Source organism: Spirosoma arboris, assembly GCF_009754945.1.
Taxonomy (GTDB): Bacteria; Bacteroidota; Bacteroidia; order Cytophagales; family Spirosomataceae; genus Spirosoma; species Spirosoma arboris.
On sequence record NZ_WPIN01000002.1, the window covers coordinates 432823 to 448757 of the forward strand.

Below are 15935 nucleotides of genomic sequence, written 5' to 3' on the forward strand. Positions count from 1 at the left end.
TTGGTTGTCAATGCAGCAACCAGATTACGTCCAATTCATGATTAGATATTCACTCGCTCTTTTCATTGGTCTGTTACTTGCGGCTTGTGGTAGCAATTCAGCAGACAACTATGTTCCAAAGCCAAAGGGATTTCCCCGTTTCGATCTGCCCACACCGAGCTACAAACTCCTAGACCCCACCCATCCATATCAGTTCGAGTATAACAGCATTGCCCGAGTTTTACCCGATACATTCGCTCGCTCAGAGCCGCATTGGATTTTCATTACTTACCCGATGTATCATGCCAGTGTTCAGTTAACTTATAAGCCTATTCTGCATGACGTTAATCGTCTGCGTGCCATGCTCGAAGATTCGTACAAACTAGCAGCTCGGCATAATATCAAAGCATATGCTATTGAACAGCGGAAATTACATTTAAAGTCGGGGCTGGAAGCGAGCATTATTGACTTGTCGGGCGAAGTGCCAAGCCAGGTTCAGTTTGTCACGACCGATTCGACGACTCATTTTCTGCGGGGGGCATTGTATTTTAATACAGCTACCGAAAACGATTCACTGCAACCTGTTATTCAGTACATTCGCAAAGACATTCTGCATATGCTGAATACATTGAAATGGAGAAAATGAAAACCTTACTAACTCTTTTTGCCTGTTTGTCTTTATCCGTTGCCATTGCGCAAACAAAGAAACCAGTTGGTAAATCAATTCCTAAACCGGCAGCAGCAACGAAAGCCCCCGGTCAGCTCATATATGAGCAAAACTGCCTCACCTGCCACCAGGCAAATGGCTCTGGCGTACCCAATCTGAATCCGCCCCTACGTGGTACCGATTGGGTATTAGGCGACAAAACCCGACTCATCAATGTTTTATTGAAAGGCTTACAAGGGCAGGAGATTGAAGGGGATATGTACGATAATGCTATGCCTGCCCACGATTTCCTGACCGACGTCCAAATAGCCGACGTGCTCACTTATATACGAAGCAGTTTTGGCAATAAAGCCGACGCAATTACTGCCGACGAGGTGAAAATAGCACGAGGAAAATAGTCGTTTGTTTCAAACAACTATGTTTGAATCACGCCAACGGAGAAAGACTTCGTGATGGGCGCGTGATTAGCAGCGGCAATCCCTTCGGAGAGAATTTGACGAGTTTGGAGCGGGTCTATAACGGCGTCGACCCAAAGCCGAGCGGCCGCATAGTAGGGTGATAATTGTGCGTTGTATTGATCTGTAATTTTGGTCAACTGTGCTTGTTCCTCTTCCAATGTCATAGGCTGACCTTTTGCTTTCTGAGCCGCTACCTGAATTTGAAGCAATGTTTTAGCAGCAGATGCCCCACTCATTACGGCCATCTGTGCCGTAGGCCAGGCTAACATCAGACGTGGGTCGTAGGCCTTTCCACACATAGCGTAGTTACCTGCACCGTATGAATTTCCCACGACAACCGTAAACTTTGGCACGACGGAGTTGGCCATGGCGCTAACCATTTTGGCCCCATCCTTGATAATTCCGCCTTGTTCGGCTCGGCTACCCACCATAAAGCCCGATACGTCTTGCAAAAACACCAGGGGAATTCGTTTCTGATTGCAATTCATAATGAATCGAGCTGCTTTATCAGCAGCATCACCGTAGATAACGCCACCCATTTGCATTTCGGTTGGCTGGCCGGTTCTGCCCTTTGCCTTTACTACTTTGCGCTGATTAGCCACAATACCCACCGCCCACCCGTCGATTCGGGCATAGCCACATAAAAGTGACTGGCCGTAACCGGGTTTATAGGCATCGAACGCTGAGTTATCTACAAGTCTATCCACAATTTCCTGCATATCGTAGGGTTTGACCCGATCAGCAGGAAGGATTTGATAGATTTCGTCAGGATTTTTAGTCGGAAGAACTGGAGTAATACGGTCGAAACCAGCCGATTCGTGATGACCGAGTTTGTCAAAAATCCGTTTGATAGCATCCAGGCAGCTTTTATCGTCAGGATATTTGTTATCGACGACTCCTGAAATATCGGTATGAGTTGTAGCTCCACCAAGGGTTTCAGCATCGACATCTTCGCCAATGGACGCTTTCACCAGGTAAGGGCCAGCCAGAAAAATAGAGCCGGTTCCTTCTACAATCAGGGCTTCGTCAGACATGATGGGCAAATAAGCACCACCCGCCACACAGCTACCCATAATGGCGGCCACCTGCAAAATACCCATTGCCGAAAGATGTGCGTTGTTACGAAATGTTCGTCCAAAGTGTTCCTTGTCGGCAAAAACCTCATCTTGTAAGGGTAAATAAACCCCCGCGCTATCAACGAGATAAATAATAGGCAGGCGGTTTTCCATAGCAATTTCCTGCGCCCGGAGGTTCTTTTTAGCCGTAATCGGAAACCAGGCCCCAGCCTTCACGGTAGCATCGTTGGCTACAATGACGCATTGACGCCCCGACACGTAGCCAATACCGACAACCACTCCACCCGATGGACAACCTCCATGTTCGGCATACATGCCTTCGCCTGTGAACAGGCCAATTTCAACAAAGGGCTTATCGATATCAGTGAGGTAAGCAATACGTTCGCGAGCGGTCAGTTTGCCCTTCCGATGCTGGTCTTCAATTTTTTTCGATCCACCACCAAGCTGAGTTTGAGCGGTTCGTTGGGCAAGTTCATCGAGAAGGGGCTGCATGAATAGGGTATTATATATAGAGACGCAAGGCTGAGTCTCTACTTTTTGGACGAATCGGCGGGAATAACGGTTGTGATCGTCGTACTGGCCGCTGGCGATACATACGGCTTTTCTTTCCGGCCAAATACCGAGAACTGCACATAGCGCTTGGGATTCTCACGCAGATCGGTCAGCAGCTTTTCAAGGCTGGCAGCCGTTTTATTAACATTGCTGTAAAGCGCTTCGTCGGAAGTCAGTTTCCCTAACGAACCACGGCCATTATTCACGTCAGCCAATATGCGCTGTAGACCTTCGACCGTTTTGTTGACCGTTGCTAGCGTTTGTTTCAACTGTAATCCCTGAAGTGAATCAGCGAACGTATCTGCTTTAGCCAAAATTGGTTTGAGTTGCTTCTCCGTTTCGACCAACGAAGCAGCCAAATGGCTTACACTGGCAAGTGTTGCTTTTAAACCGGCCCGATTTTCGGCGATAGTTAAATCCAACGTTTTTACACCTGCATCAGCACTTTTCAGCGTCCGATTCAGCATAACTCCCGTTTGATCGAACTGACTTACAACGCGATTAAGCTGGTATGTCAGCGAATCTACATTGTTAAGAACCGGTAGCGTTTTCTCCTTAATCAATGCTGATAGCCCCGTTTCTTTAACGGCCAAGAGCATTCCTCCATCTTCGAGTTCAGTTTTTTTAGGATCTATTGTGAGCTGAATCAATTTACCACCCAGCAACCCATCGTCTACTAAAATGGCCTGGGTTCCCTGCGTAACACGGATGTCTTTTCTTAACTCAACAGTAACCAGAAGTTTATTTCCCTTATCCTGTAAAATTTCTATCGATTTAACTCGACCTACCGACAAACCATTGATTCTAACCGGGTTAGATGGCACCAAACCATCAATATTATCGTAAATAACTCGATACTTATTCGTTGAGTTGAAGAAATCAGACCCCTTTAGAAATCGAAACCCAAAGTAGAACATCGTCAACGAGACGACGGCTAGTAAACCTACTTTTACTTCCTGCGAAACTTTCATGCGTTGTGTGAAGGTGAACCGCCCGATGGGCTTTACCAACCAGATTGGTTGGCTATATAACCAACTTTTAGGTCCATTTGTCCCAGAAGTCAGGGAATTTAGTGGAGTGGTTTATTAAGTGAAGTAGGCTTACTGAGTGGAGTAAGTCCCACTATCATCACCTATGCTACTTACTCCACTCAGTAAACCTACTTCACTTAGCCACCAGCTTCAATCTCTTCTTTATACCGTAGAAATGCCTTGTAGATTGCATCAGTCATTTCTTCCTGGCCTTCATCTGATCGTAAATAGTCTTCCTCATCAGGGTTGGTCAGGTAGCCACTTTCAATTAGTACACTAGGCATGGTCGTTTTCCAGAGTACAATAAAACCAGCCTGTTTTACCCCATTACTTTTTCGGCTGGCATTATATCGAAAGCTCCGCTCCAGCTTTTCGGCAAAATTAATACTACTGGCAATAAACGCATGCTGATAATTAGCCAGCATGATAGTGGCTAAAGGTGAATTTGGATCAAACCCTTTGTAAGTCTGTTGATAGTTCTTTTCCTGTAAAATAACTGCATTTTCTCGCCGAGCCACATCAAGGTTGCTTTGGGTTCTATGCAGTCCTAACGTGTAGGTTTCAGTACCGTAGACCCGGCTGCTCGATGGGCTGGCATTGCAGTGAATAGAAATGAATAAATCGGCCCGATTACGGTTGGCAATAGCTCCCCGTTCAAATAAATCGACAAAATGATCGGATGATCGAGTATAAATAACCCGAACATTTGGATGCTTCTCCTTAATTTTCCGTCCTAATTGAAGAATTAGCTCCAGATTGATCGTTTTTTCTTTAGCATATCGGCCATGCGTACCGGGGTCTTTCCCTCCGTGACCCGCATCAAGTACAACCGTACGGAGTTGATTAGGAGCGTCCTGCGCCGGTGCAGTTGTTTCGGTATCCTGAGACCCAGCCCGACGAATAGTGTCCTGCTTTAGATCAGAAAACAGAAAATCTGGTGTGGTTAAGGCAAATAGAGGAACTACAGCCAAAACCAACGTTGTCATTATTCCGGGAGTCGGCAGGTTCATGGGTTTAATAATATTTAACAGCCTAAATCGTCTCAAAGCGATAGGTAGGATAACTGTTCGTGGATACCTTTGTAAGCCATAGACTTAACGGACTTTTGGCAAATATAATTTTTTTAATAACCTCGAAAAAAGCATACTTTATTTTGTGGTTCTTACGCACACGACTTATATGGATACAGACTGCGCTCAGTCTTGCTCTGTTATTGTGTACCCTTAATGTACAGGGGCAGGGTAAGCCGTCAACCAGAAAAAGAATCAAACCATCGACAACGACTTCTCCGCGCTCCCAGACAACCGTACCAACTTCTTCTCAGGAAAGTGATCTGGAACGCGAGCTTAATCAGAAATACTCCGTTCCAAATCGACTTGGCCCTAGTCCTTCTAATAAGAATACGGCGCCGACCAATGTGATCTCACCAGCCGTTCGCGACACCAACCGACTTCGTCAGGCAGTTACTGCGAACGATTCTGCACAATTCAAATCCCTGAATAAGTTTCAGGTTTCAGAATTGGCCTCCAAGGGTATTCAGCCGATTCAGGTATTATTACCTGCTTTATCATCTAACCTAGTCCAGCCACCAATCCCACAGCGCATTAACTTCGATTCGCTTCGAGCTGTTCAAGCTAATCTAATGCAACGTGAGTCCATTAAAGCGATTCAGGTCGCCCAAGTACAGCCTAAACGTATTCTGCTTAGCTCTCTACAACCTCGCCTACTTTCGACAGCGATGGTACGTACTGATCGTGTGCCTATTATACGATCAAATCCAGCGCGTATTGTAGCCAAGGATTCTGTTCAAAAAACCACTCCGGTTAAAAAACCAGCCATAGCCCAGCTAGCCCCAAAATCAATTCCATCGGGACAAGTGCAGCCAGGGATTGTATCACCCAATATAGTTCGTCCACAGAGCCAGATTAAGCCAGCCCAAACCAAGTTAAGTAGGGCGAAACAAAGCCAGACTAAATCAACTCAACCCAGTAGCGTTACAGGACGTAAACCAACTGTACCAGCCGATTCTTCCCAGATTGCTACCACAGACTCTGCCCGAGTTGATTCGACTCAGTCGGCCGATGCGTTTAAAACAACTGTCAACTATCAGGCCAAAGATTCAACTATTTATGCGGCTGATGGGCAGACTGTTGAATTATTCGGTGATGCCAGTGTGGTTTATGGAGACATTTCACTCAAAGCTGACTATATCCGACTGAATTACTTAACGAACGAAGTCTACGCGAAAGGCCGATACGATTCGACAGCTAAAAAAATGATCGGTCGACCTGTTTTTCAGGATGGAGAGGGGAAGTACGATGCTAAAGAGATTCGCTATAATTTCCAGTCCAGAAAAGGGCGAATTCAAGGAGTAGTTACGCAACAAGGTGAAGGGAATATACGGGGCACGACCGTTAAGAAAGACGCCGAGGATAATCTCTATATTGGAAAAGCGATTTATACAACCTGTAACCTGGCGACTCCTCACTTTCATATCAATGCCAGTAAACTAAAAGTCATTCATAACAAACAGGTAGTAGCCGGGCCTTTCAATCTGGTTATTAACCAGATTCCTTTACCCATTGGCTTGCCCTTTGGCTTTTTCCCCTTTCCGAAACGAAAAGAAATTGGGGTATCCGGAATCATTGTGCCGCAATATGGCGAAGAACCCAACGGGCGGGGGTTTTATCTTCGCGATGGCGGCTATTATTGGGCCGTTAGTGAAAATCTTGGCCTACAGTTTAAAGGGCAAATTTATTCGCGCGGAAGTTGGGGCTTAGGCGTTTCATCGGCTTATAATAAACGGTATCGTTACAGTGGCTCTGTCAATCTACAATTCAACCGTAACCGCTCTGGCGACCGGGTAGATACAACCCAGACTCCACGTAACGACTTTTCGTTTACATGGTCGCACTCACCGGTACCACGTGGACGGGGTAGTTTCTCGGCCAATGTCAATGTTAGCAGCAATAGCTACAATCAGTTTAACTCTTATAGCACACAGTCGTATATTTCCAACGTAGCCGGATCATCGATACAGTACAGCCGCACGTTTGGGCAATACGTGCGAGCAGGTGCCAACGTACGGGTGAATCAGCAATTTGGGCAAGTGAATCAGGTAACGGGCGTTCGGGCCAACGGTAAAACCGATGTCTCGTCAGATTTTAACCTGGGCATTAATCAGATTGCCCCTTTTGCGCTTAAAGGAGGAACCGGCCGATGGTACGAAAGTTTTCGGGTAGGGTTAGATCTCAGCGGATCGATTGCCGTAAGTAACACCATTCGGCAGCAACTCGATACAACAGGCTTAGGTTTCCCGGTTATCACCAGCTTAAAAACTATTAACTCAATTCAGCGCTATCAGGATAGCCTAAAACGTGCCCAAGATCTTCGCCTGGGAATTGTAGAAGCAGATCCTAATTTAATTGCTTTCAGCGTAGCGAATGCCAATCGAATCTGGCAAAACCGTGTAGTGCAGGCGCGGTATAGCATTCCCATTTCGTTACCGAACGTTAAATTGCTGCGTTACATAAACCTGACCCCTGGTTTCTCACTGCAAGGCAATATTTACAGTAAAAAACTACAACCTGATTTAGTCTATAATGCCAGTCATGACTCGGTAAAGATTGACACCGTACGAGGATTTTTTCCGTCGTATAATTTTTCGATCAACGCCAGTATGAATACGCGCTTCTATGGCACTTACTTTATCCGGGGGAAACGCATCGAGGCTATCCGCCATACAGTTGCCCCTTCCATTTCATTCAGCTACATACCCGATTTCACGAATCCATCGTATGGCCAGTTCTTTGTCCTGGATGCGAAAGGATCATTAGCTAACCTCCCTCTTTATCGCCGGACAATTTCTGTATTCCGGGGTATCGACGGGAATAGTAGCAGTGGGGCAACCAGTACGCAATCCGCTTTTATTTCATTCGGAATTGTGAACCAATTAGAAATGAAAGTTCGAACCCGGAGTGACTCCTCGGGACAGGAGTTTAAGAAGATTCCAATTTTTGACAACCTGAGTATCAATGGAAGTTATAATTTCCTGGCGCCCGATTTTAAACTCTCCCCTATCGCAGTCAGCGCTAACACACAGATTTTCAAGAATATAAGCTTCAATTTTTCGTCAACATTTGACCCCTATGCTTACCGGGCTTATGGCGGTACGGCACAATATTATTTTCCGACAACCAGTACAGCGCTGACTCCATTGTCGTATTCACCCTCTATTCAGGCCTTACGAGCCGGGCAGGAGTACGCTGATCAGCAATATATCCGGGTTCCCAATCTATACGCATTTCAGGCCGGACAGGGGTTACTTCGAATGACAAGCTTACAAGCCTATGTGAGTGCCCGCTTTGCACCCAAGCAGGCCGACAAGAAGAAAACTAGCCCGAACGCGTCCGAGGCAACATTGAAAGCCATTAATAGCAATCCAGAATTGTATGTTGATTTCAACGTCCCCTGGTCGATGAACGTCAGTTATACATTCGGTCTGACTAAACTAACCCCGCAACTCTCGCAGGTGGTGCAGGCGTTGACCTTAACCGGCGACTTAAGCCTAACGCCCAAATGGAAGGTGACGATCAATACGGGTTATGATTTTCAATACAATAGCCCAACGCTAACAACTATCGGGATTAATCGAGATCTGCACTGCTGGGAGATGGCCTTCAACTGGACCCCCTATTCCGGCAATAATTTCCGCTCTGGCAACTACTCGTTCGATTTGCGAGCGCGGTCATCAATTTTACAGGAGCTCAAATTGAGTCGTCGCCGTAGTTTCTACGATCGGGGCGGATTTTAGACTTCATAAGCAATTGATTTGTTTGTACTTATCAATTGCTTATGAGCGATAGGCGAATGCTTTGCTGACAAAAATGCACTAACTCAAATAGCGTGTAAAGCAACAAGTCAAAAAATAGTAACTTGCCCCAATAATGCTTTTCTCAGAACAACTCCGATGACTGACCGGGACAAACAACGCCTTGACGAACTGGAAGTAAAAACGGCTTATCTGCTGGCTCGACAAGATCAGCAGGACGCTAAAATGAGTCAGATCATGGCTCGCTTAACCTATATTGAGGCTCGGCAGTATCGGCTAATGAAGGAACTCGGCATTAAGCCAGAAAAAATTGATACACCCCAGGCGGCTCAGGATGATGCGAAGACTATCAACTTAACGAGCATTCCTGAACAACGACTGAATTAATGAAAACTGACCTATGAATAACATAGGTCTGGGGATTCTTTCGTTATAGTCCGTATGAAATCTGCTTTCTCACGCACGCTTCTTATTATCGCGGTATTAATTGCCGTAAACGTGCTATCGGCCTTTGTATTTTTCCGGCTCGATTTAACCCAGGAAAAACGGTATACTCTTTCCGAAGCCACTCAGACATTACTTGCTGATTTACCCGACGATATTCATATTGATGTATATCTGACTGGTGATTTGCCACCGGGTTTCAAACGGCTCGAGAACGCTGTTCGTGAGACCTTAGACGGATTCCAGGCTGAAGCTGGCCAAAAAATTACCTATCGATTTATTAATCCCGACGACGAGACTAGTCCCGACGCGAAGAATAAATTGATTGATAAATTACAAAAGCGGGGTTTATTACCAACCAACTTAGTAGATAATGAGGGAGGGAAACGCACCGAAAAACTCGTATTTCCCGGCGCAATTGTTTCTTATAAAGGAAAAGAAGCGGCTGTATTATTACTAAAGGGAAATAAAGCCGCTTCGCCCGAAGAACAACTAAATCAGTCCTATGAAGGCGTTGAATTTCAATTAGCCTCGGCCATCAGGAGTTTGACGCAGGCTAAAGATAACCGCCGACGAGTGGGTTTGTTGTATGGTCATACTCAAGTCCCGCCATCGCGCTTTTCAGATTTGCTAGCCTCTGTTCAGCAGAATTACGAATTGTTTTTTATTGACATGACCAAGCCCGGCCCTATTGCTGGTCTGGACCTGGTACTGGTACTGAAACCCGACAAAGCCTTTTCGGAAGATGAGATTTTTAAACTCGATCAGTTTGTCGTAAATGGTGGACGGGCGTTATTTTTTGTGGATGGGCAGCGGATCGATAGTGTTAGCAATGAAGGGAACTATGCCCAACCGTTGAGCCTGAATCTCGATAATTTATTCTTTCGCTGGGGCGTTCGCATCAATCGCGATGTGGTGAAGGATTTGTACTGTGCATCCATTCCGCTTAATGTGGGTAACCTCGGCGACAAGCCCAATATTCAGTTGGTACCCTGGCGGTTTTATCCAAGGCTTAATGATTTTGGGACGTCTGGGAACCCTATTGTTCGTAATCTGGATGCGGTATTAGGTCGGTTTGCGAGCACACTCGATACAGTTCGGTCGCTGGGTATTCAAAAAACGCCTTTGCTGTTAACTTCACCTTATACCAAGCTACTGAAAACGCCAGCATTGATTTCCTATAACGAAGCTCGTCAACAACCAGACCCGCAGACATACAACGAAGGGACTCATATCATCGGTTGTTTGCTTGAAGGTAAATTCCAATCACTGTTTGCAAATCAAATTCTACCTGGTGATCCACGTGCAAATGGGTTTAAAGCAGAAGGTGTGGCCTCCCGGATACTAATTTGCTCTGATGGGGATCTGATTGTAAACGATGTCGATTATAAACGTCAGACCCCTTATCCGCTGGGCTTTGACCGATATACGCATACGACCTTTGCAAACAAAGATTTTGCGTTAAATGCCATTGATTATTTGATTGATCCCACCGGCGTTATTGAAGCTCGCAATCGAACGGTCACCTTGCGTCCTTTAGACAAAATTCGTGTCGATGCAGGCCGCACTGGCTGGCAGATACTTAACCTTATAGGACCACTGGCTTTACTGGGTATTGTAGGCCTGGTTTGGCAGGTAGCCCGACGCAAACGATATGGAGTCTGAGTAAAGATTCTATAAACGCAGCGAGACGGAGAACACAGAGTAATTTAGACGTTCTATTGCTCTGTGTTCTCCGTCTCGCTGTCTACTAATTATTTATCCTACTCTACTGAAAATTTCACTAACCACTGCGCCACCGTTGTGCTGGTAAGATTAAAAATCAGATTCGGGAATATACCCAGCAGCAATGCCATTAATCCCAAAGGGATTAGCATGAGTTTTTCGCGGGCATTCAAATCGGAGAGAACAGACGTTGATCCAGCTTGAGGCTCGAAAGGGCGAACCCAGGTTGATCCGAAAAACATGCGCTGGAGTGTCCAAAGGAAATACGCAGCCCCAAGTAGTATTCCCAGTGTAGCGATGGCCGTCATCCAGCCCGGCAACCAGTCCGACTGAAATCCACCCATGAGTGTGAATAATTCACCGACAAAACCTGAAAAGCCAGGCAAGCCCAATGACGCAAAAAACGCTATGACTGTTAAAGTAGTATATCGGGGCATGGGTTGCATTAGTCCCCGGTAAGAGTCAATCCGTCGATCATGCGTACGATCATAGAGGACACCCACAATGAGAAACAACATAGCAGACAGCACGCCGTGGCTTACCATTTGGTAAATGGCTCCATTAATACCCTCAGCCGTCAGCGAAACTATGCCTAATAACACAAAACCCATGTGCGACACAGACGAATAGGCGATCATCTTTTTAAGGTCAGTCTGAGCCAGCGCATTCAATCCACCATATACAATCGATAAGACCCCCAATCCACCTAGTATCCGGGCATATTCGGCAGCACCATCCGGAAAGAAATCCCAAGCAATCCGTAGAAAACCATAGCCGCCAATTTTGAGTAACACGCCCGCCAGAACCACTGATACAGGCGTGGGCGCTTCAACGTGCGCATCCGGTAGCCAAGTATGTAGTGGTACAATGGGTAACTTGATCGCAAACCCAATAAACACCGCCCAAAACGCCAGCATCCGAGCAGGTAAACCTAGTATAATTGGTTCAGCAGCTGGATTCAGGAAGGCATCTGGCAGGTAATTAGAGCCATCAGACAGGTAGCGCATATCGAAGGTGTGAACAATCTGGGCAGAGTCTAGCTGTCCATTTTGCATATATCTTTGTAAGGTGTGGACGATATCAGTTGTTACCGCCGATGGATCAGCTACTAACCCGGCAGCAACCGCAGTACTCACGGGGTCCATCACAGATAGGTACAAACCAATCATCACCAACAAAATCAACAGCGACCCCAATAACGTGTAGAGAAAAAACTTAATAGACGCATACTCCCGGCGCGGCCCGCCCCACAAGCCGATCAGGAAGTACATCGGTAGAAGCATAAACTCGAAAAACAGGAAAAACAGGAAGAAATCGAGCGCTACAAAGCAACCCATAATGGTACCTGTTAGCAACAGATACAGTGAGTAATAAGCTTTAGTCCGATGTGTCAATGGCCATGAAGAAACCACACCTATCAACATTACTACTGCCGATAGCACGACTAGGGGTAAACTAATACCATCAACGCCAACCAAATAGTCAATAGAAGCAATACCCAGCCTCCCAAGCGGCAACGTAATCCAGTTGGCTTGCTCAAGAAGTTGATAACCCGTAATCGTTGTATCAAATATTATATAGGCTGCACCCGCCAAAACAACTTCAACAAGCGTTATCAGCAAGGCAATCCAACGGAACCCCACTGACTGGCTTGCAGGAAGCAAAGCCACTACCAGTGAGCCGAGTAACGGAATAAAAATAAGTAGTGAAAGAATCATAAATACTTTACAGAATCCACCAAAGTACCAATAGCAATCCAACGACAGCCGCCGTAATGTACGACTGCACCTGGCCATTTTGCACGGAGCGCGTCATTCGCCCCAGTCGGCCCGCCAACCAGGCGATACCATTCACTAAGCCATCAACACCTAAGCGATCAACCACCCGAGTTAAATGAGCCAGAACAACCGTTGAGATACCCGCTCCATTTACCAGTCCATCGATTACTCGCCTGTCGGCCCGGCTCAAAAGAGACGCCAGCCTGTGCGTTGGGCTAATTACGATGTATTTGTAAACTACATCTAAAAAACCGTACGAAATCGAAATTTGAACAAACACAGAATTAGTATGGGGTTCGGGCATTCGGAAACCAACCCAGCCACCCACTAACACCAGTCCAATAGAAATTGGAGCCAGCCACCAAAAGGAAGCCTCCTCTGTTATTGGAAGAATCTGAAAAAACCAGCTTCCATGAGCCGAAAGCGGATTGATTGAAAACCAAAGTCCGATCGAAAAAATGGCTAATAAAATCACCGGCCCGCGCATGAACCAATCCGGTTCGTGCGCCTGAGTTAATGGAATATCTTTATTACGATAATCGCCAAAGAAAATGAGCCGCCACTGCCGGGCCATATATAAGGCCGTTAGCCCCGATGAAAGCAAAAGTAGTACTGGAACAAAATAGGCAAGTTTACTACGCTGATCACTTGCCCAGGCGAAGGCCTCGCCCAGAATTACTTCCTTTGATAGAAATCCTGATAAAAAGGGTAGCCCGGCCAATGCCGCAGAGCAGATAGTATAACCAATAAAAGTGGTTGACAGAGTTTTCCGTAGCCCACCCATATGACGCATATCCTGCGTATGAACGGCATGAATAACAGCACCCACACTTAGAAATAATCCTGCTTTAAAAAAGGCATGTGTCAGCAGATGAAACATTGCTCCGCTTACGTTTCCGGTTCCCATAGCGGCCACCATCAAGCCCAGTTGAGAAACCGTTGAGAAAGCCAGAACCTTTTTTATATCCATTTGAAAAAGTGCTGAATACCCTCCCCAAACGGCAGTAATGGTACCAATTAGAGCAATTACAACCAGGGCATCGGGAGACAACAATGGGTGAATTCGGGCAAGCAGAAAAATTCCAGCAGCTACCATCGTGGCTGCGTGTAATAGAGCAGAAACAGGCGTCGGACCTTCCATAGCATCGGGAAGCCACGTCAGTAGTGGAAACTGGGCTGACTTACCAACGCAACCCATAAATAGGCAAAGCCCCAGTACAGTCGGTGCAATCGCACTCGCGCCTTTTAGCGACAGAATCTCAAAATCGAGCGTATGGAAATAATAGTACGTGAGGAAGATACCAAGTAGAAAACCAATATCTCCTACCCGATTCATCAGGAATGCTTTCATAGCCGCTTTCGATGCCGCCTGCCGTTCGGCATAAAAGCCAATCAACAGATAAGATGCCAATCCTACTAATTCCCAGAAGGCATACATGACCAGCAGATTACCAGCCATAACAATGCCCAGCATGGAGCCAATAAACAACTGTAGATAGGCAAAATAACGGCGTAGTTTCGGTTCATCGTGCAGGTAGGAAATTGAATAGATTTGCACTAACAGAGCCACAAAGTGCACCAAAATAAGCATCATCGCAGCTAACGCGTCGACCCGAAGACTTATTGGAAACGATACCCCCGATAAAATAGCCCAATTCGCCAGAAGAGTTATCGGTTGTTTCGATAAACTCAACGCCAGCCCAATTGACAAAATCAGCCCTATGCCAGTCAATGCGATAGCCAGAATACCGGCTATTCGGCGGCTTGCCACAGCCAATGCCAGAAATCCAGCAAAAGGTAGTGCAGGTAAGACGATCGTCAGCAGGTGAAGCAGTTGGGGAGTAGCAACGGGCATTCGTAGTCGTTCGGAATTGGCCGCAAATATCCCCATTATACTGTGGGGAAGCAAACTGCTTTTTAGCCCGTTTTCAACCAGCCCGTAATACTTAGACGTTCGCGAGTAGCAGGTAAGACTTCGTGTTCCAGTCGACCGCTCTCAAAACAAACTAAGCGACCACCTGTTGGAGTAATTGTAAGTTGACGTTCGGCTTCTCCATTCTGGTCAGGAATGTAAAGAGCTAATTGGCCACCGTCGGCTTCTTGCCAGTCGGTATTGAGGTAACAGATAACCGAAAGCTTCCGGCGTGAATCGCTCCGAAACTGATCCAGGTGGCGTTTATAAAACGTGCCAGCCGGGTATCGGGCATAATGAAACTCAAACTCTCGCAGGCCTAAATAGCAGGTTTGGTTAACGTATTGAACAAACTCTCCAATCCGTTTCAGAAAAGCACTTTCCGCCAGTGTAGCCGAGGCTTCGTCGATCCACAAAATTTCATCACCACGAATGGCATTTTCGACTAGTACTTGCTGATTTCCAATGCCAGCCGCCCGAAACTGCCCTTCCATATGCCTTTTGTGGAGTTGATTAGCAAGAGCCTTAACTTCGACTGGATTCAGGAAATTATCAGCCATGCCATAGCCATCGGCCAGAATGCCCTCAATGATGGGTTCAAAAAGTGGATTCATTGTTTTAATTCGTTCAATTCATCCAATTGTGCTGTGCGGAAATGGCGGTACACCTGTAGCACAATAGCCAATGCCACCGCCGATTCTGCAGCGGCTACAACCATAACAAACAAAGCCAGCATCTGCCCTTGTAAACGATCAGGATCATATTGGCTAAAGGCAACAAGATTAATGTTTACAGCATTCAGCATTAACTCAATACCCATCAGTACAACAATGGCATGACGTTTGAGGAGTACCACGGCCAACCCAATGCTGAACAGAGCGGCTCCAACGATTAAAAATAAATGGCTATCAACGGGTTGCATTTCGAGATGATTTTGCCAGAGGTGATGCTAAATAAGTAGCTCCTATGAGCGCTGCCAGCAGGAGGATACCTGCCAGTTCAAACGGAACCACGTACTCGGTCATGAGTTGCTTACCAATTGTATTTACTGTGCTTTGCCAGCCAACGGGCTGATTTAATAAGGCAAAATTTGCCCGCACCAGCAATGTAAACAGAGCGGCAAACAAACAACCCGTCACCAACACCGCTACTATCCACCCCGACCCGTTTCTGGAACGATTTAAGGATGCAATACGGTTGGGTTGTTGGCTATTTACATCGCCAGGGGGTTCTGGTTTGTGCGTAAGCATAACTCCAAAAATGACCAGCACTAACACGCCCCCTACATATATCATAATTTGGGCAATTGCCAGGAAATCAGCACTAGCGAGTACAAATAATCCGGCCACTCCCAGTAATGTCAACAGCAGAAAGAAAGCAGCATAGAGTACATTCCGAGTGAACAGAACAGCCAGCGCCCCAATAAGGCTAAGGCCAGCAAACGCATAAAAGGCAATTTGGATCACTGATTCGTCAGTTTTT

13 protein-coding genes are annotated in these 15935 nt (G+C 46.3%); 5 read left to right on the top strand and 8 right to left on the bottom strand.

Translation table 11 applies throughout. From position 1 onward, the window contains the following. The first annotated feature begins 37 nt into the window (after positions 1 to 37). Together gldD and GO755_RS05795 are read left to right on the top strand one after the other, a co-directional pair. Positions 38 to 625, top strand: a complete 588-nt coding sequence (gene gldD, locus GO755_RS05790; protein ID WP_157583787.1) for a gliding motility lipoprotein GldD — start codon at positions 38 to 40, stop codon at positions 623 to 625. Then, a complete protein-coding gene (locus GO755_RS05795) occupies positions 622 to 1044 on the top strand; it encodes a c-type cytochrome (protein ID WP_157583788.1) in 423 nt (140 codons plus the stop codon). The genes gldD and GO755_RS05795 overlap by 4 nt, the downstream gene beginning before the upstream one ends. A gap of 17 nt (positions 1045 to 1061) precedes the next feature. Here GO755_RS05795 and GO755_RS05800 read toward each other — a convergent pair whose 3' ends face one another. From GO755_RS05800 to GO755_RS05810, 3 genes are all read right to left on the bottom strand, one after another. Then, a complete protein-coding gene (locus GO755_RS05800) occupies positions 1062 to 2672 on the bottom strand; it encodes an acyl-CoA carboxylase subunit beta (protein ID WP_157583789.1) in 1611 nt (536 codons plus the stop codon). A gap of 38 nt (positions 2673 to 2710) precedes the next feature. Beyond that, positions 2711 to 3703 (bottom strand): MlaD family protein, encoded by a 993-nt coding sequence (locus GO755_RS05805; protein WP_157583790.1) that lies wholly within the window; start codon positions 3701 to 3703, stop codon positions 2711 to 2713. 197 nt (positions 3704 to 3900) lie between these two features. Beyond that, positions 3901 to 4749 (bottom strand): N-acetylmuramoyl-L-alanine amidase family protein, encoded by an 849-nt coding sequence (locus GO755_RS05810; RefSeq protein WP_157584143.1) that lies wholly within the window; start codon positions 4747 to 4749, stop codon positions 3901 to 3903. A 752-nt stretch (positions 4750 to 5501) separates the two neighbouring features. Here GO755_RS05810 and GO755_RS05815 point away from each other — a divergent pair. From GO755_RS05815 to gldG, 3 genes are all read left to right on the top strand, one after another. Then, a complete protein-coding gene (locus tag GO755_RS05815; RefSeq protein ID WP_449448581.1) occupies positions 5502 to 8576 on the top strand; it encodes a putative LPS assembly protein LptD in 3075 nt (1024 codons plus the stop codon). Between the two features lie 156 nt (positions 8577 to 8732). Next, entirely contained in the window at positions 8733 to 8981 is a 249-nt protein-coding gene (locus GO755_RS05820; protein WP_157583792.1) for a hypothetical protein, read from the top strand. 54 nt (positions 8982 to 9035) lie between these two features. Next, the gene (gene gldG / locus GO755_RS05825) at positions 9036 to 10703 is read left to right on the top strand and encodes a gliding motility-associated ABC transporter substrate-binding protein GldG (protein WP_157583793.1); all 1668 of its coding nucleotides are present in this window, start codon (positions 9036 to 9038) and stop codon (positions 10701 to 10703) included. A gap of 98 nt (positions 10704 to 10801) precedes the next feature. Here the strand turns inward: gldG and GO755_RS05830 are convergent, their stop codons facing one another. The 5 genes from GO755_RS05830 to GO755_RS05850 form a co-directional block, all read right to left on the bottom strand. Beyond that, on the bottom strand, positions 10802 to 12481 hold the full coding sequence (locus tag GO755_RS05830) for a complex I subunit 4 family protein (protein ID WP_157583794.1): 1680 nt from the start codon (positions 12479 to 12481) through the stop codon (positions 10802 to 10804). A gap of 7 nt (positions 12482 to 12488) precedes the next feature. Further along, positions 12489 to 14396: an NADH-quinone oxidoreductase subunit 5 family protein gene (locus GO755_RS05835; RefSeq protein ID WP_157584144.1), complete on the bottom strand. Its 1908-nt coding sequence runs from the start codon at positions 14394 to 14396 to the stop codon at positions 12489 to 12491. Between the two features lie 62 nt (positions 14397 to 14458). After that, on the bottom strand, positions 14459 to 15067 hold the full coding sequence (locus GO755_RS05840) for a 2OG-Fe(II) oxygenase (RefSeq protein ID WP_157583795.1): 609 nt from the start codon (positions 15065 to 15067) through the stop codon (positions 14459 to 14461). Next, positions 15064 to 15375 carry an NADH-quinone oxidoreductase subunit NuoK gene (nuoK, locus tag GO755_RS05845; RefSeq protein WP_020596990.1) on the bottom strand — a complete coding sequence of 104 codons (312 nt, stop codon included), beginning with the start codon at positions 15373 to 15375 and terminating at the stop codon, positions 15064 to 15066. Before nuoK ends, GO755_RS05840 begins: the two co-directional genes overlap by 4 nt. Then, the gene (locus tag GO755_RS05850) at positions 15362 to 15919 is read right to left on the bottom strand and encodes an NADH-quinone oxidoreductase subunit J family protein (protein WP_317165799.1); all 558 of its coding nucleotides are present in this window, start codon (positions 15917 to 15919) and stop codon (positions 15362 to 15364) included. Before GO755_RS05850 ends, nuoK begins: the two co-directional genes overlap by 14 nt. Between the last annotated feature and the right edge of the window lie 16 nt (positions 15920 to 15935).

What these genes read in the sequence shown, in the direction of transcription:
- GO755_RS05820 (WP_157583792.1), top strand. Translation starts at nt 8,733, where the DNA reads ATGACTGACCGGGACAAACAACGCCTTGACGAACTGGAAGTAAAAACG.
- GO755_RS05805 (WP_157583790.1), bottom strand. Translation starts at nt 3,703, where the DNA reads ATGAAAGTTTCGCAGGAAGTAAAAGTAGGTTTACTAGCCGTCGTCTCG.
- GO755_RS05800 (WP_157583789.1), bottom strand. Translation starts at nt 2,672, where the DNA reads ATGCAGCCCCTTCTCGATGAACTTGCCCAACGAACCGCTCAAACTCAG.
- GO755_RS05835 (WP_157584144.1), bottom strand. Translation starts at nt 14,396, where the DNA reads ATGCCCGTTGCTACTCCCCAACTGCTTCACCTGCTGACGATCGTCTTA.
- nuoK (WP_020596990.1), bottom strand. Translation starts at nt 15,375, where the DNA reads ATGCAACCCGTTGATAGCCATTTATTTTTAATCGTTGGAGCCGCTCTG.
- gldG (WP_157583793.1), top strand. Translation starts at nt 9,036, where the DNA reads ATGAAATCTGCTTTCTCACGCACGCTTCTTATTATCGCGGTATTAATT.
- GO755_RS05815 (WP_449448581.1), top strand. Translation starts at nt 5,502, where the DNA reads ATGGTACGTACTGATCGTGTGCCTATTATACGATCAAATCCAGCGCGT.
- GO755_RS05810 (WP_157584143.1), bottom strand. Translation starts at nt 4,749, where the DNA reads ATGACAACGTTGGTTTTGGCTGTAGTTCCTCTATTTGCCTTAACCACA.
- gldD (WP_157583787.1), top strand. Translation starts at nt 38, where the DNA reads ATGATTAGATATTCACTCGCTCTTTTCATTGGTCTGTTACTTGCGGCT.
- GO755_RS05840 (WP_157583795.1), bottom strand. Translation starts at nt 15,067, where the DNA reads ATGAATCCACTTTTTGAACCCATCATTGAGGGCATTCTGGCCGATGGC.
- GO755_RS05795 (WP_157583788.1), top strand. Translation starts at nt 622, where the DNA reads ATGAAAACCTTACTAACTCTTTTTGCCTGTTTGTCTTTATCCGTTGCC.
- GO755_RS05830 (WP_157583794.1), bottom strand. Translation starts at nt 12,481, where the DNA reads ATGATTCTTTCACTACTTATTTTTATTCCGTTACTCGGCTCACTGGTA.